General features: G+C 53.0%; 21 protein-coding genes. 11 read left to right on the top strand and 10 right to left on the bottom strand.

Translation table 11 applies throughout. The features are described 5' to 3' along the window. Positions 1 to 32: 32 nt before the first annotated feature. Positions 33 to 446, bottom strand: coding sequence for a MerR family transcriptional regulator (locus CFI03_RS03900; protein WP_248756495.1), 414 nt, complete (start codon positions 444 to 446; stop codon positions 33 to 35). Between the two features lie 120 nt (positions 447 to 566). On the opposite strand from CFI03_RS03900, the gene CFI03_RS03905 reads away from it, so the two are divergent. The 3 genes from CFI03_RS03905 to CFI03_RS03915 all read left to right on the top strand — a co-directional run bounded on the left by CFI03_RS03905 (position 567) and on the right by CFI03_RS03915 (position 3,140). Then, positions 567 to 1,397, top strand: a complete 831-nt coding sequence (locus CFI03_RS03905; protein ID WP_248756496.1) for an SDR family oxidoreductase — start codon at positions 567 to 569, stop codon at positions 1,395 to 1,397. A 156-nt stretch (positions 1,398 to 1,553) separates the two neighbouring features. After that, entirely contained in the window at positions 1,554 to 2,075 is a 522-nt protein-coding gene (locus CFI03_RS03910; protein ID WP_248756497.1) for a TetR/AcrR family transcriptional regulator, read from the top strand. A gap of 114 nt (positions 2,076 to 2,189) precedes the next feature. Continuing rightward, a complete protein-coding gene (locus CFI03_RS03915) occupies positions 2,190 to 3,140 on the top strand; it encodes an SDR family NAD(P)-dependent oxidoreductase (RefSeq protein WP_248756498.1) in 951 nt (316 codons plus the stop codon). Positions 3,141 to 3,175: 35 nt separating this feature from the next. On the opposite strand, the gene CFI03_RS03920 is transcribed toward CFI03_RS03915, so the two are convergent. Beyond that, on the bottom strand, positions 3,176 to 4,054 hold the full coding sequence (locus CFI03_RS03920; protein ID WP_248756499.1) for a MerR family transcriptional regulator: 879 nt from the start codon (positions 4,052 to 4,054) through the stop codon (positions 3,176 to 3,178). 160 nt (positions 4,055 to 4,214) lie between these two features. Here CFI03_RS03920 and CFI03_RS03925 point away from each other — a divergent pair, with 160 nt between their 5' ends. Then, positions 4,215 to 5,141 (top strand): methyl-accepting chemotaxis protein, encoded by a 927-nt coding sequence (locus tag CFI03_RS03925; RefSeq protein WP_248756500.1) that lies wholly within the window; start codon positions 4,215 to 4,217, stop codon positions 5,139 to 5,141. A gap of 54 nt (positions 5,142 to 5,195) precedes the next feature. Here CFI03_RS03925 and CFI03_RS03930 read toward each other — a convergent pair whose 3' ends face one another. Together CFI03_RS03930 and CFI03_RS03935 are read right to left on the bottom strand one after the other, a co-directional pair. Further along, positions 5,196 to 6,182, bottom strand: coding sequence for a GNAT family N-acetyltransferase (locus CFI03_RS03930; protein WP_248756501.1), 987 nt, complete (start codon positions 6,180 to 6,182; stop codon positions 5,196 to 5,198). A gap of 71 nt (positions 6,183 to 6,253) precedes the next feature. After that, the gene (locus tag CFI03_RS03935) at positions 6,254 to 6,892 is read right to left on the bottom strand and encodes a DUF2306 domain-containing protein (RefSeq protein ID WP_248756502.1); all 639 of its coding nucleotides are present in this window, start codon (positions 6,890 to 6,892) and stop codon (positions 6,254 to 6,256) included. A 185-nt stretch (positions 6,893 to 7,077) separates the two neighbouring features. On the opposite strand from CFI03_RS03935, the gene CFI03_RS03940 reads away from it, so the two are divergent. Then, positions 7,078 to 8,016 (top strand): RNA polymerase sigma factor, encoded by a 939-nt coding sequence (locus CFI03_RS03940; RefSeq protein ID WP_248756503.1) that lies wholly within the window; start codon positions 7,078 to 7,080, stop codon positions 8,014 to 8,016. 43 nt (positions 8,017 to 8,059) lie between these two features. Here the strand turns inward: CFI03_RS03940 and CFI03_RS03945 are convergent, their stop codons facing one another. Continuing rightward, entirely contained in the window at positions 8,060 to 8,950 is an 891-nt protein-coding gene (locus CFI03_RS03945) for a hypothetical protein (protein WP_248756504.1), read from the bottom strand. Positions 8,951 to 9,126: 176 nt separating this feature from the next. Here CFI03_RS03945 and CFI03_RS03950 point away from each other — a divergent pair, with 176 nt between their 5' ends. Then, entirely contained in the window at positions 9,127 to 9,441 is a 315-nt protein-coding gene (locus CFI03_RS03950; protein ID WP_248756505.1) for a hypothetical protein, read from the top strand. Positions 9,442 to 9,517: 76 nt separating this feature from the next. Here the strand turns inward: CFI03_RS03950 and CFI03_RS03955 are convergent, their stop codons facing one another. After that, positions 9,518 to 10,696 (bottom strand): MFS transporter, encoded by a 1,179-nt coding sequence (locus CFI03_RS03955; protein ID WP_248756506.1) that lies wholly within the window; start codon positions 10,694 to 10,696, stop codon positions 9,518 to 9,520. Positions 10,697 to 10,795: 99 nt separating this feature from the next. On the opposite strand from CFI03_RS03955, the gene CFI03_RS03960 reads away from it, so the two are divergent. From CFI03_RS03960 to CFI03_RS03980, 5 genes are all read left to right on the top strand, one after another. Next, the gene (locus CFI03_RS03960; RefSeq protein ID WP_248756507.1) at positions 10,796 to 11,740 is read left to right on the top strand and encodes a helix-turn-helix transcriptional regulator; all 945 of its coding nucleotides are present in this window, start codon (positions 10,796 to 10,798) and stop codon (positions 11,738 to 11,740) included. A 347-nt stretch (positions 11,741 to 12,087) separates the two neighbouring features. Next, positions 12,088 to 13,590: a lytic polysaccharide monooxygenase gene (locus CFI03_RS03965; RefSeq protein ID WP_248756508.1), complete on the top strand. Its 1,503-nt coding sequence runs from the start codon at positions 12,088 to 12,090 to the stop codon at positions 13,588 to 13,590. 124 nt (positions 13,591 to 13,714) lie between these two features. Next, positions 13,715 to 14,512, top strand: a complete 798-nt coding sequence (locus tag CFI03_RS03970) for a lipase family protein (protein WP_248756509.1) — start codon at positions 13,715 to 13,717, stop codon at positions 14,510 to 14,512. A 91-nt stretch (positions 14,513 to 14,603) separates the two neighbouring features. After that, entirely contained in the window at positions 14,604 to 14,756 is a 153-nt protein-coding gene (locus CFI03_RS03975; RefSeq protein WP_248756755.1) for a hypothetical protein, read from the top strand. A 13-nt stretch (positions 14,757 to 14,769) separates the two neighbouring features. Then, positions 14,770 to 15,351 (top strand): LOG family protein, encoded by a 582-nt coding sequence (locus CFI03_RS03980; protein WP_248756510.1) that lies wholly within the window; start codon positions 14,770 to 14,772, stop codon positions 15,349 to 15,351. Positions 15,352 to 15,448: 97 nt separating this feature from the next. Here the strand turns inward: CFI03_RS03980 and CFI03_RS03985 are convergent, their stop codons facing one another. The 4 genes from CFI03_RS03985 to CFI03_RS04000 all read right to left on the bottom strand — a co-directional run bounded on the left by CFI03_RS03985 (position 15,449) and on the right by CFI03_RS04000 (position 19,971). Continuing rightward, complete coding sequence (locus CFI03_RS03985; protein ID WP_248756511.1) at positions 15,449 to 16,795, bottom strand: glycoside hydrolase family 5 protein; 1,347 nt, start codon at positions 16,793 to 16,795, stop codon at positions 15,449 to 15,451. Between the two features lie 22 nt (positions 16,796 to 16,817). Then, positions 16,818 to 17,657, bottom strand: a complete 840-nt coding sequence (locus tag CFI03_RS03990; protein WP_015847649.1) for a carbohydrate ABC transporter permease — start codon at positions 17,655 to 17,657, stop codon at positions 16,818 to 16,820. A gap of 21 nt (positions 17,658 to 17,678) precedes the next feature. Beyond that, on the bottom strand, positions 17,679 to 18,569 hold the full coding sequence (locus CFI03_RS03995; RefSeq protein WP_248756512.1) for a carbohydrate ABC transporter permease: 891 nt from the start codon (positions 18,567 to 18,569) through the stop codon (positions 17,679 to 17,681). A 112-nt stretch (positions 18,570 to 18,681) separates the two neighbouring features. Next, a complete protein-coding gene (locus tag CFI03_RS04000) occupies positions 18,682 to 19,971 on the bottom strand; it encodes an ABC transporter substrate-binding protein (RefSeq protein WP_248756513.1) in 1,290 nt (429 codons plus the stop codon). Between the last annotated feature and the right edge of the window lie 103 nt (positions 19,972 to 20,074).

Consider the following 20,074-nt stretch of genomic DNA (forward strand, 5'->3'; position numbering starts at 1 on the left):
AATGGTTGAATGAAAGAAAAGGCCGTTTTCCCTTAGTGAGGGTAAACGGCCTTTATAGCTTTGAGCATCGCTGCTGCCTTCTCCGGATTGTGCATTAACGCCTTCCTGTATTCGATCATCCAGTCGAGCGTTTCGAGGATCTGATCGTATTCGGCTTTTTTGCGCTCAATCTCGTCTTTCTTTTGTTCCATCCATTCGATGATCTGCTGATGCGTTTTGGAATTCGTATCCTGATCCTGAAAGACCTCCTTTAATTCGGCGAGCGAACAGCCAAGGCCTTGAAATTTTTTGATCATCCGCAGACGCTCGATCGCCTCTCCGGTATAGCTGCGATAGTTGTTTTTCTCCCGCTGGACGTGGCGGTTGTCGAGCAGGCCTTCCTTTTCGTAAAATCGAATCGCGTGGACGGATAATCCCATCATTTCCGCTAACTCCTGAATTTTCATGCTTCTCTCTCCTAAAAAGAAATCCATTATCGAGGTCTTGCCTTAGAGTTCACTCTATAGTTTATGCTGTAGTTGTTCGATTCATCAACTACTTTATCTATCTATAAGGAGTGATCCACCATGCGTATTTTCGTAACAGGGGCAACCGGCTATATTGGCATGGAAGTTGTTCGTGAGCTTATCGAAGGCGGTCATGAGGTTGTAGGGCTTACCCGTTCCGATAAAGGCGTTGCCTTATTGGAAGCGGCAGGTGCGGAGGCGCACCTTGGCACCCTTGAGGATCTCGACAGCCTTCAGCGCGGCGCGGCAGCCGCGGACGGCGTCATTCATTTGGCATTCCGTCATGATTTTTCGGATTTTGCCGGCTCGCTGGCCATGGATCTTCGCGCCGTTGAGGCGATGGGAGCCGTGCTTGAAGGCTCCGGCAAACCTTTTATCATTACGGCTCATGCCAATGGCATCGAATCGGAAAATGCGGTATTGGGGCTGGCCGAGCGCGGGGTGCGGACCTCCATTGTGTCGCTTGCGCCATCCGTGCATGGCGAGCGGGATAAAGGCTTTGTACCGCATCTCATTCAGACGGCCCGTGCGAAAGGATTTTTCGCTTATATTGACGACGGGGCAAACCGCTGGCCGGCCGTGCATCGCATCGATGCGGCATCCTTGTTCCGGCTCGCCGTGGAAGCTGCGCCGGCAGGCTCAAGGCTGGATGGCGTTGGCGACGAGGGGATCGCGTTCCGCGACATTGCTACGGTTATCGGACGGCATCTAAACGTACCGGTGCGCAGCATTTCCCGCGAGGAGGCTGCCGGCCACTTCGGTTTCCTGGGCATGCTCGCAGGCCTTGATTTTCCTAGATCCAGCGCAGAGACGCAGAAGCTGCTCGGCTGGAAGCCTACTCATCCGGGACTGCTTGAGGATCTGGAGCAAGGACACTATTTCAACAAATAATCAACGCTTAGCGAGACCCTTCCTGTTTCAGAGCAGGAAGGGTCTTTTTATAGGACTGTTTTTCCATGTTCAATAGCATGTTGCTTGGCAGGCATAAGGCCTGATACACTAATATTTAGTGATTCATCAATTAACAGGATAAAAGGGGTAATAATTATGGCGAAGAACGATACAGTATCCGTAAACCGGAGGCTGGAAATTATTTCGGCGGCAATAGAAGTATTCGCGGAGACTGGCTATTACCGCACAACAACTGCGCAAGTAGCGCAGCGGGCAGGGATTTCGCAGCCTTATGTATTCAAGTTTTTTGCAACGAAGGAAGCTTTAATGCTGGCGGCGCTTGAAGTGTCTTGGGAAAGAATTACGGAAGCGTTCAGCCGGGTTGTAGCAACCGCGGCACCGGATCAGCTGGAGCGGGAGCTTATTGAAACTTACGAAGAAATATTGGCCGCCCACCGGCAGGAGACGCTGCTTCAGATGCAGGCCCAGACCATGCAGGAGCAGCCTATTCGAGCTGCGATGCAGACGGGATTAAGAGAAGTGCGCCGGATTGTACTGGAGGCGTTTACTGCCAGCAAGCTTGCGAATCCGGAGGAACGAACGATGCTGTTCCTCGCGCGCGGCATGCTATGCAATATTTCGATGGCACTCGACGTTCCGGAGTTAATGAATAAATAAAGGGGGCTGCCAAGCCTTGAAAAATAGTGATTGATCAATCACTAACTAAATGATATAGTGAATTCATCGATAAATAGTGATTGATCAATCACTGAATAAAAAGGAGTGGCTGAAATGAAAAAAGCGGTTGTTATTGGAGCGACAGGCGGCACGGGTGCTGCGATTACGGAGGAATTGGTGAGCCGGGGAATTCCTGTTGTGGCGTTTGGACGATCGCGGTCGAAGCTGGAGAATTTCGCGGCAAGATTAGGGCATCCGGCAAATCTGGAGCTGGCCGTGGGGGATGCCTTCAAAGCCGATGATGTGGAGAAGGCATCGCGCGGGGCCGAAGTGATGTTCCATTGCGCCAACGTTCCATACCACGAGATGGAGGAGCGGCTTATTCCCCTTGGGGAAGCGGTTATGGAGGCGGCAGACCGCCTTGGTCTCAAGGTAGTGGTTATTGACGGTATTTATCCGTACGGAAAAAGGCAAATGGAACGGGTAACCGAGGAGCATCCGAAGCAGCCGCATACCCGCAAAGGGCGGACGCGTCTAAAGTTCGCCGAAATGGTATTTGACGCCAGGTGGCGCCAGGCCCGCCCGCTTATTGTCCGGCTGCCGGATTATTATGGACCAACCGCCAACGAAGCCTCTTATCTCGGCTCCACGCTGGAGGCTATTGCGGCCGGCAAGATGGCTTTCTTCATCGGGGACATGAATGTACCTCGCGAATATGTCTATTTGCCGGATGCGGCGAAAATGATTGTTGAAATTTCGCTGCGCGATCATGCTTACGGCCAGGAATGGAACATTCCCGGGGGCGATATTATATCCGGCCATGAGATTGTCCGTCTCGCGCGCGAAGCGAGCGGCAGCAAGAAGGCTGTTCTGCCGCTCGGAAAAGCCGGCTTGTCTATGCTCGGGTTATTCGTTCCCGTTATGAAGGAGGTCGTGGAGATGCTGTATCTGACAACGGAACCGCTCCGCCTTAGCGGCGAGAAGTATGAACGTTTTATCGGGCCAATCCCGGCAACCGGCTTCAAGCAAGGGATTTATGAGACTATCAGCAAGTTAAAGAAGTAACAAGGCAGCGGTGACGGGCGTCACCGCTGAGCTCGTTATCGGTATAAAAGAAGGCTGTACCAGTTGTCCCACTCCGAAGGACCGGATGGACATACGAGCGGAGCAAGAGCCGTGCTGCAGCCCTGAAAACCGTTGCCGCCGGCAATAATGGTGAGCGACGGATTGGTTAGACGGTAATCGCTTATCCACTTCTCGACGGAAGCTGCAAGCAGGGGGTTATTTAACGATATGGCAACAATCTCAATATTTTTAGTTCGGATCAGGCTTGTAATATCGTTTAGCGGAGTGTCCGGTCCCAAGTAGATGACGTCATGGCCTTTGTTCCGCAGGAACAAGGTGAAGAGCATAAGACCCATCTGATGATGCTCTCCCTCCGGACATAAGGCGACAGCTCTAGGAAGATCCCGATTCATCGGTAAAATTCTCATGAACTGGGTGCATCTCTGAATGATGATTTGGGAGGCGAAATGTTCCTGCGCAACCGAAATGACACCATTTTCCCACGCCGTGCCGATTTGTCTCATCACGGGAGTGAGAATATGGTGGAAGACCTCTTCATGATGGAACAAGGAAAAGCATAAATCGATAACCTCATTGGCCTGCACGGTATTCAGGTCAACGAGCTCCCGGTAGAGCTGATCCCTCAGACGGTTAAACCGGTTTGGCTGGCTTAACGCCTCAGCAGGTTCATTCCCCTGCTTGTCCCGGTAAAGAGAAACGGCTTCGCTTATTTTTAATTGACAGCTCTCCATCTGCTGCTTGATCCAGCGCAGGGTTTCGATATCGGCGTCCCGGTATAGACGGTGACCGCCAGTGCTTCGGACGGGCGCGGTAAGCTGATATCGGTTCTCCCATGCCCGAATGGTTACAGCGGGAATCCCAACTAACTGGGATACTTTACGAATACTATACATACGCTTACACCTCAGGTTTTATTATACATAAGTTGTACAAAAAACATAGAGGATTCCGTTCCATTCCCTATAATCTTCCTTGCGATGGAAATATGAATTATGTATAATTTTAACTAAAATATTATACGTAAATTATACATTGGAAGTAGAAGGTGATCCGATGCTTACGGTATCCCAAGATCGGCATTCCAGTTCTCAAGTATTGGATATGCATTTCGTTCTGGCGGCAATGGAGAAGTCGCTGGCTATGATTGAACTAAGTACGGACGGGAAAGTCCTGTGGGCGAACGATAATTTCGCCCGGGCGATGGGTTACGAAGCGGACGAAATGCCGGGCCTCATGCACAGGCAGTTTTGTACGCCCGAGTTCGCGAACAGTCCCGGTTACCGGGAGCTCTGGAACAATCTCCGGAGCGGACGGATTTTCCAGGAAAAAATCTCGCGCGTATCCAAGGACGGCCGGTTATTATGGTTCGAGGCTACTTATATGCCGGTGCTTAACGCCGAAGGACGCGTAGAAGGAATTCTTAAGGTTGCGACGGATATTACCGAGAGGGAAAACGCCGCGGCAAAGCTTACGGATGAACTGCAACGGATGGCGCAGGATTTGCTGGAACGGACGGAGGAAGGGATTGCCGGAAGCAGACAGATCGAGCAGACCATAGAAAGCGTGGCCTTGGAATCAAGCGGGAACATGAAGGTGCTTGGAGCGCTGGAGCATGAGACGGAGTCCGTGCGAAGCACGATTCATATTATCCGGGAAGTGGCCAAGCATACGAATCTGCTGGCTTTGAATGCGGCGATTGAAGCCGCGCATGCCGGCGAGCATGGCCGGGGCTTCAGCGTGGTTGCTGCAGAGGTTCGCAAGCTGGCCAAGCAGGCGGATGAAGCGGCCAAGGCCGTCCAGGCCAATCTGGCCGGGATTGCGGCCGAGGTTGGAAATATGGCGAAGGGAATGCACCGGTCGCAGTCGATGATCCTGGAAAGCCAGCAGCGCGCCCGGAGGGCGGTTGGCGAGTTTGCCCGGATTGGAGAATCCGCTTATCAGCTGGAGGAGAAGGCTCAGGATTATAAAAACACGATTTAGAATGAAAAGCGGTTGTGCAGGGGGGAACCCCGGTCACAACCGCTTTTTGTCATGTCACAGCGTACAAACGATCTTGTAGCTGCCCGGCTCCGCGCGGAAGCCCATCAGATCCCGGTTGACGCGCAGCATGGGAATATTGGCCGAGTCGTTATGCGTCCGTAGATAAGGAGCGCCGGCAGCCTTGGCGGATTGCAGGCCAAGCAGCTTCAGGGCAAGCGCTATCCGGCGGCCGCGGTATTGCGGCAGCACCCCCGTGTATTCGTGGTACATGGCCCCGGTCTGCTCGTTATGCTGCAGGCTTACAACGCCAACGTAGCGTTCGCCGTCCTTGGCGATATGAACCCATTCCGGACGAACGCCGGGCAGTTCGAGGGTCCATTTTCTCCATTCCTCAAACCAGGGGTAATCACCCGAATAGCCGGGAATATCGTGGTGCGTAATTTGATAAAGCTCATGCAGCTTGCGTTCATTGTCCTCGCCCGGTTCCTCCGCCAACGTAACGAAGCGTATACCGGCACGCTCTGCATTGCTTATGGAAGCAAGCAGCTGCTCATCCGCAGTATACTCCCGCAGATCAAGCACGGACTCGAAGGACAACCGCTCCCTGCTATAGCCATGCTTTTCCGCAAAAGCAAGAGACCTTTCGTCCGTCTCCTTCATGTTGTAGTTCATCAGGCGTGAAGCTTTGACCTCCTGCGCCCAGGCATGAAGGGAGCCGTATATGGCAGTGCCAACGCCTTTGCCGCGGAATTCCGGATGGACGATTAACGTATGGATCAATGCGCCGGGCTCCGTCCAAGGCGCACGCCAGGCTATGGCGTAAGCGATGATTTGTCCGTTCTCGTCTTCGGCTACCCATTTAGGACGGTCCCAGCCCATTAGCTCGCCTTGCTCGTTATAATGCAGCTGGCCCGGGGGGATTTTGTCTTCATCCTCCTGCAGCCGTTCTGCCGTTGTTGGTTCCGACCATACCAGATTGACCAGAGGCGCTACGGCCTGAAAGTCTTCGGGCTGTCTTAATTTTCGGATCGTAAAGTTCATATTGACCACCACCGTTATTGGGATAATCCTAGTATGGCATACCTTTTATTCCAACGGTTGGAAATAATCGATTATAATGAAACTTGCTCGCGCTTCGGCCGGCGGATGAACCACTCTACGATACCAAAGTTTAGGATAAGGGCAGCCCATATGTTATTGTCCAGCACCTCTTCAATCATTCCCATACGGCCGCCCGGCAGAGCGAACCGGTGCAGAAGCAGGTACAGAAGGATCAAGAGAGGCACCAAGGCTCTAGCGCTGACGGCCGTTAAAGTCATGGCGAAGCTGCGAATCATCCATTGCTTATGCGACTGCCAGTCCTTTTTTGTGGCAGAACGGTAACCCATTGCCGTCGTGATCAGCCACAGCAGATCGAGGAAGAGGAAGGATAACGTACGGCCGAAGTCGGGTTCGTAGCAGGACACGATAAGGGCAAGACCGCCGCTTAGGAATACCGAGCCTACGTATACTTTGCCAAGAAGGATATGCAGGGACGGCTTGTTCCGCCGCATCGTGCGGTGAAATTGCAGAAATCCCGCTAGCATGGCTATAAAGGCTAGAATGATATGGCTGACCAAGGCAGGAAATTGAATCGTCCTTGAGGAAACTTCAATACGGCTGCTTGCCGGATTTAAAGTAAGGTACGGGATAACAAACGGCAGCATTATGGCGACAGACAGCAACAGCAGAATCCACCAGCTTTTTTTCATCGGAACTCTCCTTAGGGGTTGATGACCCCAGTATAGCCGGAGGATGTTTAGGGGCTCTAAAAACTTTCTAAAAAAATGATAAAACGCCCGTATGATTCCGCTTCAAAGATACGTCTTACTATACGAGAATGCTTAAGCAGATGCCTACGAAGCAACTGCGATATTTTTTTTCAGGAGGAGATTTGGTGTCTGACTTCGCGATAACCGTAGCCGAGGAAACCCGCGCTGCGCATAAGAAGTTTGAAGAGCTGGTGCTGCCGCATAAACAGTCCTTATGGCGGTATTGCCGGTATTTAACGGGATCCCCTTGGGAGGGGGAAGACCTGTTTCAGGAGACGATGCTGAAGGCTTTTGCCACTATGACGCAAATCTGGAATCCGATCGCCTATCAATCGTATTTGTTCCGGATTGCGACAAACACGAGGATGGACACTCTCCGGAAAAGGCGGGTGCAGCTAGATCATTACGCGGAGCTGGAAGCAATCGAACCGGCAGCGGCGGCCGATCCCCTGGAGACAATTGAAGCGGTTGAAACGCTGGTGCAGCATCTGCCTCCGCGCCAGATTGCGGTATTCCTGCTCATGGAAGCGTTTGGCTTTAGCGCGTCCGACGTGGCGGGAATGGTTCGCATGACGGAAGGTTCGGTCTATTCCGCGCTGCATCGTGCACGGGTAGCCGTTCGTCAGCTGCGCAACGAGACACCTAAGCCGAGAAGGACGGACAAGGATGAGAAAGCGAATCCCCTGTTGATGGAGCTGCTGCAAGCACTAAGGGAAGGAGAGGCGGTTCCTCTCCTTCAAATGCTTGGCGACTCTATTCATAACGATGCGCAACCGGGCTTTCAGGAATTTTCCAAGAGAGAGATGCTCGAGGGATCGCTTCGGTATAGAGGACCTGTTCTGCATGTCTCGCTGGCATGGCTATGGGGCAGGCAGGTATTTGTTGTTCAGGCGGAGACCCCGCAGGGGCTTGAACTGCACGATATTCACGAGTACGAATTCGACAAGGATCGGATTGTGTATCATAGAGGATATTATTTCTGCAAGGAACTGCTCCTGGCAGCCTCGAAGGAGCTGGGGATACCGCTTCAGCTGCAGAAGGGGCCTCACATCGATTGGCGGTAAGAGAAGAGGGAGCGGCCCGCGCGGCAGCTCCCTTATTTATGATCTAAAAGCGTGCAGCTCTGTTCCGGTTGCCGCTGTTCGGACGCGAACCGGAAAGAAGCATCTTGCGCAGCGCAGCCACGCCGGCCGCGATCGAAAGAATAAAGCAGATGCTTGCGGCTATTGGCAGAAGCGACCACTCCATTAGGGCGTGACCGTTCAACGTCTGCCATCCGATCGCGATTAAGCCAAGCAGATAAGTGATGCCGGTCATATGAATCAGGCTAGAGGCTTTGGCGCGGGAACGCTCGACTAGCCAAGCGACAATCGGCACGGCCTGAAGCGCATGGAAGCCAAGCCCGTGCAGCCAGATAATATTGCCGTCCGCGCCGATAAACCTGCCCTGGTTCATGGAGATCCAGATGCCTGCGGCAAACGATACGGTGACGGCGATCATGGCATAACGCACGCCCAGCGCCATCTCGGGCCGAAGCTTATAGGCCCTCGAGCGGAAGAATTGAATGCCAAGGTACAAATAAAACAAAACGAGAAACAGGGCAACAAACGTAAAGATATTGCCGACCGTTTGGTCGAAGAACGAATCGCTGTCAACGAATCTCGGATTAACGCCGCGGAAGTTTTGAATCGTCTCCGCCCCATAGGAGTAAAGAGCAAGCCCGATGTACACCCTCCGGAACAGCGCCCGGCTTCGCTCCTTCAATCCCGATAATGGCGCAATTGCGGCGGTGGATAGAATAAAAGCGCCAAGGGCCGCATCAAAGGAAAAAGCTTTTGAAACATCGCCTCCGGGTGAGACCTCCCCTCCGTTCGCAAGCACCCATACCCCGCAAATCGCCGCTAGAAGAAATCCAAGAAGACCGGTCAGAACAAGCCATTTTTCCCCCTCGAACAGCCTCGGCTTCTGCGTCGTTGCTTGATTTACATAGCTTTGCATTTTATCCTCGTCCCTTCCCGTAAATGTATACCTTTAATTTACTGGAAAGGACTTACAGGCATTAATGGACCCGCGGCTAGATTTCGCGAGGCCTGAAGAAGGTTCTTTTCTCGGGCGGAGGTCTTAGAGTATTCGTCTACTCGTATGCATAAAGGAGAATAGGGATGAGGTGGAGCATGAGAAATGTCTGTTTATGCGCCGCAATTCTTCTCCTGGCCGGTTTGATGCTGGGGGCTTGTTCTTCTAAGGAGCAGGGAAGGGGTACGTTCGCCGTAAACGTAAAGGTAATCGATAAAGGCGAGGGGGAGGATGGGCAGTACTGGATTATGATGGCTTACCCCGACAAGAAAAGGTTGAAAAGCGTGGATAAAATTATTTTGGAGGAGAGCGTATGGAATACCGTTCAAATCGATCACAAATACACGGTTCGTTATATCAGGCGGGAAGACGGAACGTACTCCTTCTCCGCGATAACTCCTTTAAAAGATTAGGAGAGTCAGCTGCGGCGCTGACTCTCCATTTATTTTTAACCGATGGTGTTGGCGGGGGGCATGTTTTGTCCTGCGCTCAGGCAGGCTTCGATTGCTGCTTTGCCTCCGAGCCTGCGCTTGTTACAAGACCGCCGAGCCGGAATGCGACAAGAGAGAGAACGAGGCATACCGCGGAAAAAATACCGATGGACGCATAACCGGCAAAATGAACGTACAATAGTCCGGCCAGCCAGGCGCCAAGCGTATTCGCGCCGTTCATGGTCGAGTTGGCGAGACTGGAAATGGTTCCCCGGATCGATGGATTAAGGGCAGTAAGAAGGCCCATAACAAGAGGGAAAATAACGCCGAGAACGGTAAAGATAACGAAATAGATCATCACCGCGGGCGATAGGCCGGCATGCGGGCCAACGATATACAGAAGGGCTAGCAAGACCATGCCGGCGGTTACGGTCCGCGTGCTGCCAAGCCTGCGAATAACCGTGGAGCTGATGACGCTCCCGAGCAAGGTGCCGCATCCAAGTCCCATCATGACGTTGCCGATTCCGCCGATGGACAGCTCGAAATGATCAGCCATCCATTTACCGATAAAAGCCATCGCCGTACCGCTTCCCAGATGGAGCAGCAGGTAAGCGAGAAAGCCGCCTCTTGCTCTTCCGTTCGTGATTAACGGCATATACCGGCTGAAGATCGAAGCGCGCGACTGGCTGCCAGGCTTCATATGGGGGAGGAGCAGGAAGGCGGCCACCGCAAGAAGCAGGGAAAATGCGCCGATGCTCCAGAACGGGACGGGCCAATCGGCCGCGGCCAGCCAGCTGCCGATCGGAACGCCAAGCGCTTGGGCCGCGGCCAGTCCGCCAAAGGCGATGCCCATCGTCTTCGCAATCCGCTGCGGAGGCATAACGGCGGGAATGGAGGCCCATACCTGCGGAGCGGTGAAGGCAGCGCTGACTCCGGCGAGGAAACGGAACAGAAGCATCATCCAGTAGCTGTCCGCGAAACCGCATAAGGCGGTTGAAACGGAGAAGGCGGTCAGCCCGCAGATCATGACCGTTCTGCGGTTCCAGCCGTCGGACAAAGGGCCGGAGATTAGCGCGAACAAAGCCGAGCCTAAGGTGTAGGCGCCAATCATCCAGCCGGCAATGCCGGTGGATACGCCATATTCTGCCTGAAGCGTAGGAAGCAGCGGAGAAATAAGAAACGTGTCGGTGCCAATCATAAACATAACGAGGAAAAACAGAATGGAGTATTTAAGCATTTTTATCGCTCCTTTAGCGGTGGTATTGCCTGATGCCCTTATCGTAACGGATAATAGTGACATATTCTGTCATGGATATTGAATAAGGAGATAAGAAGAATGCCCAAATCCAAACGGCTTATGGAACTGATGATGACGGTTAACCGTAAGCGGCGATTCAAGGTACAGGAGCTGGCCGATGAGTTTGGCGTTTCGAAACGGACGATTCTAAGGGATCTGCAGGAGCTCAGCGAGCTGGGCGTGCCTTTATATTCGGAGGTTGGGCCGCATGGAGGTTATCAGGTATTAAGGGAGCGGGTGCTGCCTCCTATTGCGTTTACGGAAGAGGAGGCCGTGGCGATGTTCTTTGCGGTGCATGCGCTGCGGCATTACTCCTCGCTGCCGTTTGAGGGGGAATCCGTCTCGGCGCTGAACAAATTTTATCTGCATATGCCCGGCGACGTGCGGGACCGGATCGACAGCATGAAGCACCGGGTGGATTTCATTACGCCAACCAGGCGCGGCGATGCGCCTTGCTTGTCCGTGCTGCTGGATGCGGCGGTGCATCAGAAGGTGCTTGATATCGAATACGAAACGAAGGACAGCGAGGCGGGCTGCCGCAAAATCCAGCCGGTATGCATCTACGCCCATAACGGCTTATGGTATTGCACGGCGTATTGCTTCCTGCGCGAGGGCTTCCGCGTCTTCCGCTGCGACCGGATCCGGACTGCTTCGGAGGATACCTCCGGTACGGAAAAGCGCGACCTTGGCGAAATCCGATTAAGCCGCAAGGAGGCCGTTATGCCCGAGAATCCGGTCCGTCTGCAAGTGGAGCTCAGCCGGGCCGGAGTCCAGCGCTGCGAAGCGGAGCTATGGCTGGCCCCGATGCTGCAGGTCCGGGAAGACGGGAGCGGCAGCATTGATGCGGATGTATCCCGTGGGGACATGCCCTTTTATACCGAATTTCTGATTGGACTTGGATATGAAGCAGCTCTGAAAGGCCCCGAAGAATTACGGGAAGCGGTCCGGGACCGGTTAGCCGGGCTGCTGAACCGCTACCGGTAACTCGAAAAGCAATGAAACAAGGTCCCTCCGCCTGCCGGCAGGAGGGATCTTTGACATGGGAACGCGAAAGCAAAATGGGATGACCGACGCATGAAAAGCGGAGACAACAGATGAGCTGGGACTATTGTATAGTCGCATTTTATTTTCCTGAAATATGCATTAATGGATGAATATCGCGAAATCGATTCGAAAGGTGAGACTCTTGGCGTATTCCCCCTCTGTCAGGAGCAATCCAACCTGCGGGTCGAAGAGAATAATCCTCCGGGTCTTTGGAATCTGGCTGATTATTAGACAATTGTTTATTATTGGAACCGGTTATTTCATCCAATGAAACGAGGAGAATCGACATGACGATAACGAGACAATCGGTAGGAGGCAAACTGGCCATTCTGTTCAGCTTTATACTGCTCGGGCTGCTCTGCATGCTGGCCATCGCGGACAAAGCATCGGCCCACGGCTACATTTCTTCGCCTGCCAGCCGGACGCTGCTCTGCAGCCAAGGCACCAACAAGGATTGTGGAGCGATTCAGTATGAGCCGCAAAGCGTAGAGGGCATCGGCGGATTCCCCGCAGAAGGTCCGGCTGACGGCAAGATTGCCGGAGCGGGCAAATATACCGAGCTGGACGCCCAGTCCGAAGGCCGCTGGAAGAAGGTGGACATGAAGGGTGGCGATAATACGTTTACCTGGAACTTCACGGCCAATCATATGACGGAGAAATGGGACTATTACATTACGAAGATCGGCTGGGATCCGAACAAGCCGCTCACTCGCGACCAGTTGGAAGCGAAGCCCTTCTGTACCGTAGACGGCGGAATGAAGAAGCCGGAGATGACGGTTACGCATAAATGCAAGGTACCGACGGATCGGACAGGCTACTACATTATTCTTGGCGTATGGGAAATCGGCGATACGGTTAATGCCTTCTATCAGGCGATTGACGTCAATTTGACGCAAGGCGGAGGAACAACGACTCCGGATCCGGACCCGGTTGTGCTGCCTAACTTCCCGGACAGCGTATGGTGTTCCGGCCATACGGACAGCAGCATTACGATGTCCTGGTCGGCGTCGACGGCCTCTGCGGGAATTAAAAATTACGAAATAAGCCGTGACGGCAAAGTGGTTGGCACCTCGGCAGGAACCAGCTATACGGATAGCGGATTGCCGGCGAATTCGTCTTATTCGTATACGATTGCGGCAGTAGACAACAAAGGTAACCGCTCGGCGGCCAGCGTGCCGGTATCGGCAAGTACGCTGCCTGCCGCAACGCCGGCGCCGGACACGCAGGCTCCAACCAGACCGGCGGCACTTGCAGCCGGCAATGTAACGGACACTACAGCGGCCTTCAGCTGGACAGCGGCCACCGACAATACCGGTGTTGTGAAATACGAGGTGTTCAGAGGCGGTCTGTTGATCGGCACGACGGCATCCACCTCCTATTCGGACAGCGGATTAAAGGCATCCACCGCATACGCGTATACGGTTATTGCAGTGGATGCGGCGGGTAACCGCTCGGCAGCAAGCGCGGTCTTGACGATTGCGACCAAGGCGGCCGTCGTTACGCCGCCTACGGGAACCGGCACATGGGACAGCGCGAAAGTTTATGTGGCCGGCGATATCGTGACCTACAACGGCATTGAATATAAAGCGGGCTGGTGGACGCAAGGCGAGCTGCCGGACAGCTCGGATGTATGGAAGCCGGTATCGGCAGCTGCCGTGCAGGCTTGGAATAGCGCTAAGGCTTATAATGGCGGCGAACAGGTTGTCTACGAAGGACACACGTACAAGGCAAAATGGTGGACCAAAGGCGAAATTCCCGGTCAGGCCGGGGTATGGGTATTGGTTAAATAGCAAGAGGGGGCTGTCCGTCAAGGACAGCCTTTTTCATTGGAAGACCATCGCTAGAGGTTTTTCCCATTATTTGTCGAATTAAAGGGCGGAATGACCATATTCGCAGGTATAGGGAGCTGAACGAATGAGCAATACGATTAGTATGGAGAAGCTGATAGAGTGGGGGCATTTTGTTAAGGTTGCTTACGAGATGTACGCGCAGAATCATCTGTCGCCGGTAAAGCCTGCGGACTTTCCGGAGGGCTGGGAGCTGGTGGCCAATCTGACGATGACGCCGCATCTCGAGAAGATGCGGGAAAGGGAATTCGGAGGCTTTATTGCGAGATCCGCGGACAATCCGCTGCAGCAGGCGGTGGTGATTCGCGGAACGGAAAGTCCGCTGGACTGGCTGTCGGACTTCGAATTCATACTCGAGACGTTCCATGAGGTGCCGGACGGCGGCAAGACGGAGCAAGGATTTACGAATCTATACCGCAGCATGATGGTGGAATACGCGGACGCGAGCATTCCTTCCGAGACGCTGATGGCGTCCATCGATGCGCTGCCGCAAGGCACAAGACTTCTCGTAACCGGACATAGTCTAGGAAGCTCTCTAGCTACGCTCCATGCCTTTCTCGCAGGAAGCAAAAATTTGGCTGTCGAGCTCATAACCTTCGCTTCCCCCCGCGTTGGCGACAAGAGCTTTGTTGATGCCTTCCAGCGGATGAACATTCCGAATACCCGCATTTTCAATAAGCCGGATATCGTGCCGCAGGTACCGGTGGAGATCGCCGGTTACCGTCATCTCGAGCCGGGACTCGAGATTAACTCCGCCTTATACCCAATTAAGCATTCCATCCCTTGTTATCATGCGTTAAGCACCTACCTGTACGTAATGGGAGATACGGAAGCTAATATTTCGAAATGCAAAACCACTCCGTAAGGAGCAGGAGAAGAGGAACACCTCACTTTAAGAGGTGTCCCTTTTTTGTTTATAATAGATTGAACAACAGGAGCAGGAGAGAATAGTCGTCATGAAGGAACAGGAATTTCAACAGTGGATTCAAGACTTTTACAAAGAGCGCGGCTGGTCGGGTTACGGTCCGTTTGAGCGGATGGCTTTCCTGACGGAGGAAGTTCCGAGAGCACATAAAGACAAGCTAAGCAAGCGCTACAGCAAAGAATAGCAGGGGGATTATCATGAACAAAATTTGCGTATTTGCCGGTTCCAATGCCGGAGTGAGTCCGGAGTACGGACAAGCGGCAACTCAATTGGGGCAACTGATGGCTGCCAAAGGAATGGAATTAGTCTATGGCGGCTCCCGAATCGGCCTGATGGGGCTTGTTGCCGATGCGGTGCTGGCTAACGGCGGCCGGGTAACCGGAGTGATGCCGCGCGGCCTGTTCATCGGCGAGATGGCGCATAAAGGTCTGACGGAGTTTATTGAAGTGGGGAACATGCATGAGCGGAAAGCCCTGATGTCCGAGCTGTCCGATGGCTATATCGCGCTGCCTGGCGGGCTTGGAACTTTCGAGGAATTGTTCGAGGTGGCAAGCTGGGCGCAGCTTGGCATTCACAAAAAGCCGGTTGGCATTCTGAACGTAAAGGGCTTCTACCAGCCGATAGCCGATATGCTGAAGCAGACGGTCTCGGCGGGCTTTATGCGGGATACGAATCTGGAGCTTATGCTCTTCGAAGAAAGTCCGTCCGTTCTGCTGGACCGCATGGCCGCGTACACGGCTCCGGAACAGGCGAATAAATGGGCGGAGCTTCCGAAATAAACGGGTTTTGCTGTTAGAGTAAATTCAACGTAAGGACGATTCCTTAAAAAGGGGCTGTCTCACCGATGTGAGACAGCCCCTTTTTTCGCTAATAAACTTACACCTTGGTATACTGCTTAATCAACGCCGCAAGTTCGCTCCAATGCTCGCAGTTCTCCCAATGGAAGGAAGCCGGAAGCTCGGCGATTTCTTCCCACGAACGCTTCGCCAGGTAAGGCTTCAGCATTTGCTCTACGCAGATGGCCTGCATGATCGTTCTCATCCGGAATTGAAGCGGGTAACGCTCCTCGGCCGAGATCGGCTTGAAATAGGTGGCCGCCATGTAGTCGACAAGCGCCTCGCCTTTTTCCTGCTCCTTATGCTGGTTCCACACCTGCTTGATCTCGTCGGTTAGTTCTCTCCAAGGCGTTCCAGCCTTCGGATAAACAATGCCCATCGTTGCCGCATCCTTATAAGTCCAGAGTGCCCACGATACATCATGCTCTTCGCATAGATCGAGCATATCTTCGATAATCGTCATCTGGAAGTCGATCTGCTCCTGCTCGAATACCAGGCCAAGCTCGCCGCACCATACCGGACGCTTGTATTTCTCGCGGATGCTGACCAGCTTGCCGAACGCTTCGGCGAAGATCTCTTTCCGGCGCGCGCGGTCCATCTCCGGCGTAAGAACCGCAGGCTCGTCCACAAACGGGTAGAAGTGGAACTCGTACGCTACCTGCGGATCGTCGATCGGATCAATCATGGTGAAGTCGGTCGTAAACTTGTTGCCTTCGATAAAGATGATATGATGCTCGTCGTATTGACGGATCTCCGCGATGATCTTCTCATAAAACTCGTTAAACACCTTCGCGTTTGTCACTTGCGACGGTTCGTTGACGATATCGTAAGCGGCAATCCAAGGCTGTTCCTTGTAATATTGGGCGATATGGCCCCACAGCTTGATGACCGTATCGCGCAGCGCGGCGTATTCCCAGAACAGCGGCAGGCCGGAGTTCGTATCGCAATGCCAGTCCGGATTTTGTCCGCCCGGCACGGAGTGAAGGTCGAGAATCGCGTAAATCCCGTACTTCTCGCAGAGGCTCACGATATGATCGAGATAGGCAAAGCCTTCTTTTTTGTAGACGCCGGGATTCTGGTCATCGATAAAATATTTATAGTTGAACGGGATGCGCAGATGGTTCACGCCAATGCTTTTCAGAAACTCGAAGTCCTTCTCGTCCACAAACTCCAGCAGGAAGCGGTCGAAAAATTTGGCTGCGCGTTCCTCGCCGTACACCTCTCCGAATGCTTTCTTGATCATCGTGTCGGTGCCGGGAAGGCCAATCATGAAATGCTCAAGATTCATCCAGGAGCCAAGGCCAAAGCCCCGGAAGAAGATTTTTTCCCCGTTCACGACAAAATCCTCGCCGCGCACTTGCACAAAGTTGTTCAGGTTTGTAGTCATTTATATAACCTCGTCTCTTAGATTAGTTTTTCATGCCGGTCGTAGCCACGCTCTGAATAAAGAACCGTTCTCCGATCAGGAACACGATCACCATCGGAATCGTTGCGAACACCGTGCCGGCCATCAGCAGGCCGTAATCCATCGTGTGCTCGGTCTGGAAGGCCTTCAGCCCAAGCTGAAGCGTCTTCAGCATATCGTCGTTCAAGTAAATAAGCGGTGCCAGATAATCGTTCCACATAAAGGTGAAGGTGAAGATGGCGAAGGTAGACAGGCTTGGCGCGGACAGCGGCATGACGATCTTCCAGAAAATTTTCCATTCGTTTAAGCCGTCCACCCGGGCTGCTTCATTTAGTTCGTTCGGCAGGCTGAGGAAAAATTGACGCATCAGGAAAATGCCGAAGCCGCTGAATAATTGAATAAGGACATAACCGGTATGCGTGTTGTACAAGCCCAGCTTGCTGATAATCGTGAACTGCGGAACCATGATCGAATGCCAAGGCATCATCAGGTTCGTCATGAACAGGATAAAGATCGTTTGCTTGAACGGCACCTTCAGCTTCGCGAAGGCGTAAGCCGCCATCGAGCAGATCACAACCTGCAGGATCGTAATCAGGACCGATAACTTAAGAGTGTTCAGGAAGTAGCGGCCGAACGGGATCGCCGTCCATACCTCCTGATAATTGTTCAGATACAGCTTGCTGGGGATCCAGTTCATCGGATTGTTGAACAGATCCACGTCCGTTCGAAGGGACGTCGAAATCATCCATAAGAACGGAAACAGCGTAGCGATCGAAAAGGCGGTTAACACGATGAGTAAGAAATAACTGCCGAACTTACCCCATTTCGATGCAGGGACATCCATTATGAGCACCTCGCTTCCATCTTAGTAAGTCACCCATTTTTTCTCGAGCCGGAATTGAATGAGGGAAATAATCATGATAATCAGGAACAACACGGTCGACATCGCCGCTGAATAGCCCATCCGGTAGTTGACGAACGCTTCCTGGTAAATGCGGAATACAAGGACGTTCGTGGAACGGCCCGGTCCGCCGTCCGTCATGACCGATACCAGGTCAAACACCTGGAAGGAGTTAATAATCGTTAGAATGAGAACCATAAATAGGGTTGGCGAAAGCGACGGCAGCGTAATGTACAGAAACTGCTTGAAGCGGTTCGCCCCGTCCAATCTGGCCGATTCGTACAGATGGGTCGGAATACCCTGAATGCCAGCCAGCAAAATAATCATGTAGTAGCCGAAGCTTTTCCATACGGCAACCACGACAATGGCGATCAGCGCCCACTTCGAGGACATCAGCCACTGCGGCGGATTGGCGATGCCAATCGCCTCAAGCATATGGTTGATTGGCCCGGACATCGGGTTGAACAGCAATGCCCAGACGATCGCGATCGAGACCATCGACGTGATTTGCGGAAAATAAAAGGCCATGCGCAAATATTTGCGCAGATGAAGGACCGAGTTCAGGGCGATAGCCGCAAGCAAAGCGAGCAGCATCGTTAACGGAACGAACAGAACGGTGTAGAGGAGATTATTTTTAAGGGATACGATAAAATAATCGTCCTTGAACAGCTTTGCATAGTTGTCAAAGCCGATGTAGTTGGCTTTGACGTTAAAGCCGCCGTAATCGGTGAAGCTCATGACAAAGCCGTACACGAGCGGGATTAAGATAAAGACGGCAAACAGCGCAAAAGCCGGAAGGATAAACAGCGTCCCCGTTAGATACGGCTTGAACTGAGGCAGTCGTCTGCTGGTCATGGAAGAACCTCCTTGCTGGTTGTTTATGCCAATTCGTGCCTTGAAATAAGATCGGCTTCCGTCACGAAGAAGCGGAAGCCGATAATTGCTTAGCTAGATTACGTGTTGCGTGTTACTTGTTGAGAACGGACTTGCGGGCCACCATGTAGTTCTGGATCGCTTTCTTCGAATCGATCTCCTGGAACAGGAACAGGTCGCGCTGCTCGTTGTATACCCGGTTAATCTCGTCGATTTGAGCGACAGGTTGATTCTCGATTACGGTATTGGCTTCGAAGAAGTAGCCGCTGCCTTGAATGCCGGTTGCGCCAAGGAACGCATCCTTGGTTTTGTCGCTGGAGTAAGCCGGCAGGACGCTCGACTGCGCGATGATGGACTCGCCTTGCTCGCCGGTTAGGAACTTCACGAATTCGAACGCGGCGTCGGCATTTTTGCTTGCCGGGTTAATGCCGATGAAGGTGCTCACGCCGCCTACGGTAACCGGATCGGTTGTACCTTCCGGTAGAGGCAGGGGCGCCATGTCAAAGTTGATGTTCGTCTTGCCGCTTTCGATATCGGCCTTCAGCATGTTGACGGTCCATTCGCCGTTGACCAGCATCGCGACGTTGCCGCTCTCGAACTGCTTGATCCAGTCGACGCTTTCGCCGTTCATTTGCTTATAGCTCATATGGGATTGATCCTTGTAATACAAGCGGTCGAGGTAGTCCAGCCAGCTGCCCACGTCGTCCAGGCTGTCGTCGAGAATGTTTGTCCCTTTCTGAAGAGCGCCAAGCGGTGCCGTAAGCCAATCCGCGAAATAACCGCCCCATTGCTTGCTGGTTCCTTCTCCTTTGGTCAGCTGCTTCGCCAGATTCGCGTACTCGTCCCAGGTCATTTGGGTCGGATAAGGAAGGCCTTCCTTGTCAAAGATGGCTTTGTTGTAAAATAGGGCGTATTCGGAAGTCCGGTAAGGAAGAGCGTAATACTTGCCGTCTGTCAGCAGCTCGACAATGTCCTGGTAGCTGGGGCCGTAAGCGCCAACGTCGAGGTTTGCCGATTTGATGCGGTCGGTCAGGTCGATCAGCTGATTTTTGGAAGAGTAAAGACCAAGGCTGGACGTACCGTTCATGCTGTACAGGTCCATTTTGGAGCCGCCGGTCAGGTTGTTCATGATCTTCGTGTTGTACTCATCCGCATTGTTGCTGATCGTGTTCATCTTCACTTGAATGCTGCTGTTCTGCGCGTTGAAGGTATCGACAACCTTCTGCATGTAATCGGCTTCGTCCGTCCAAGTGTAATATTCCAAAACCGTCTTGCCGCCGCCGGCAGCATTGTTTTGCTTATTTGTATCGTTCGAGCCGCATCCTGCAGCGGTTACGCCAAGAGCGGCAATAAGGGCCAAGCTGAAGTAGCTGCGAGTTTTCATCGTGATGTTCCCTCCTAAGCTTTGTAGTCCTTTTATAGTAAATCCGCCCGGCCAATCCGGTAAGGTTGAAGTTTTATCATCGCCTGAAACAGGAGGAAGGGGC

Origin of the sequence: Paenibacillus sp. ATY16 (assembly GCF_003399985.2) — a bacterium.
Lineage (GTDB): Bacteria > Bacillota > Bacilli > Paenibacillales > Paenibacillaceae > Pristimantibacillus > Pristimantibacillus glycanilyticus.

Coding starts and splice junctions, on each gene's coding strand:
- CFI03_RS03965 (WP_248756508.1), top strand. CDS start 12,088: ATGACGATAACGAGACAATCGGTAGGAGGCAAACTGGCCATTCTGTTC.
- CFI03_RS03935 (WP_248756502.1), bottom strand. CDS start 6,892: ATGAAAAAAAGCTGGTGGATTCTGCTGTTGCTGTCTGTCGCCATAATG.
- CFI03_RS03910 (WP_248756497.1), top strand. CDS start 1,554: ATGGCGAAGAACGATACAGTATCCGTAAACCGGAGGCTGGAAATTATT.
- CFI03_RS03975 (WP_248756755.1), top strand. CDS start 14,604: ATGAAGGAACAGGAATTTCAACAGTGGATTCAAGACTTTTACAAAGAG.
- CFI03_RS03925 (WP_248756500.1), top strand. CDS start 4,215: ATGCTTACGGTATCCCAAGATCGGCATTCCAGTTCTCAAGTATTGGAT.
- CFI03_RS03900 (WP_248756495.1), bottom strand. CDS start 446: ATGAAAATTCAGGAGTTAGCGGAAATGATGGGATTATCCGTCCACGCG.
- CFI03_RS03985 (WP_248756511.1), bottom strand. CDS start 16,795: ATGACTACAAACCTGAACAACTTTGTGCAAGTGCGCGGCGAGGATTTT.
- CFI03_RS03915 (WP_248756498.1), top strand. CDS start 2,190: ATGAAAAAAGCGGTTGTTATTGGAGCGACAGGCGGCACGGGTGCTGCG.
- CFI03_RS03955 (WP_248756506.1), bottom strand. CDS start 10,696: ATGCTTAAATACTCCATTCTGTTTTTCCTCGTTATGTTTATGATTGGC.
- CFI03_RS04000 (WP_248756513.1), bottom strand. CDS start 19,971: ATGAAAACTCGCAGCTACTTCAGCTTGGCCCTTATTGCCGCTCTTGGC.
- CFI03_RS03905 (WP_248756496.1), top strand. CDS start 567: ATGCGTATTTTCGTAACAGGGGCAACCGGCTATATTGGCATGGAAGTT.
- CFI03_RS03980 (WP_248756510.1), top strand. CDS start 14,770: ATGAACAAAATTTGCGTATTTGCCGGTTCCAATGCCGGAGTGAGTCCG.
- CFI03_RS03995 (WP_248756512.1), bottom strand. CDS start 18,569: ATGACCAGCAGACGACTGCCTCAGTTCAAGCCGTATCTAACGGGGACG.
- CFI03_RS03930 (WP_248756501.1), bottom strand. CDS start 6,182: ATGAACTTTACGATCCGAAAATTAAGACAGCCCGAAGACTTTCAGGCC.
- CFI03_RS03960 (WP_248756507.1), top strand. CDS start 10,796: ATGCCCAAATCCAAACGGCTTATGGAACTGATGATGACGGTTAACCGT.
- CFI03_RS03945 (WP_248756504.1), bottom strand. CDS start 8,950: ATGCAAAGCTATGTAAATCAAGCAACGACGCAGAAGCCGAGGCTGTTC.
- CFI03_RS03990 (WP_015847649.1), bottom strand. CDS start 17,657: ATGGATGTCCCTGCATCGAAATGGGGTAAGTTCGGCAGTTATTTCTTA.
- CFI03_RS03920 (WP_248756499.1), bottom strand. CDS start 4,054: ATGTATAGTATTCGTAAAGTATCCCAGTTAGTTGGGATTCCCGCTGTA.
- CFI03_RS03950 (WP_248756505.1), top strand. CDS start 9,127: ATGAGAAATGTCTGTTTATGCGCCGCAATTCTTCTCCTGGCCGGTTTG.
- CFI03_RS03970 (WP_248756509.1), top strand. CDS start 13,715: ATGAGCAATACGATTAGTATGGAGAAGCTGATAGAGTGGGGGCATTTT.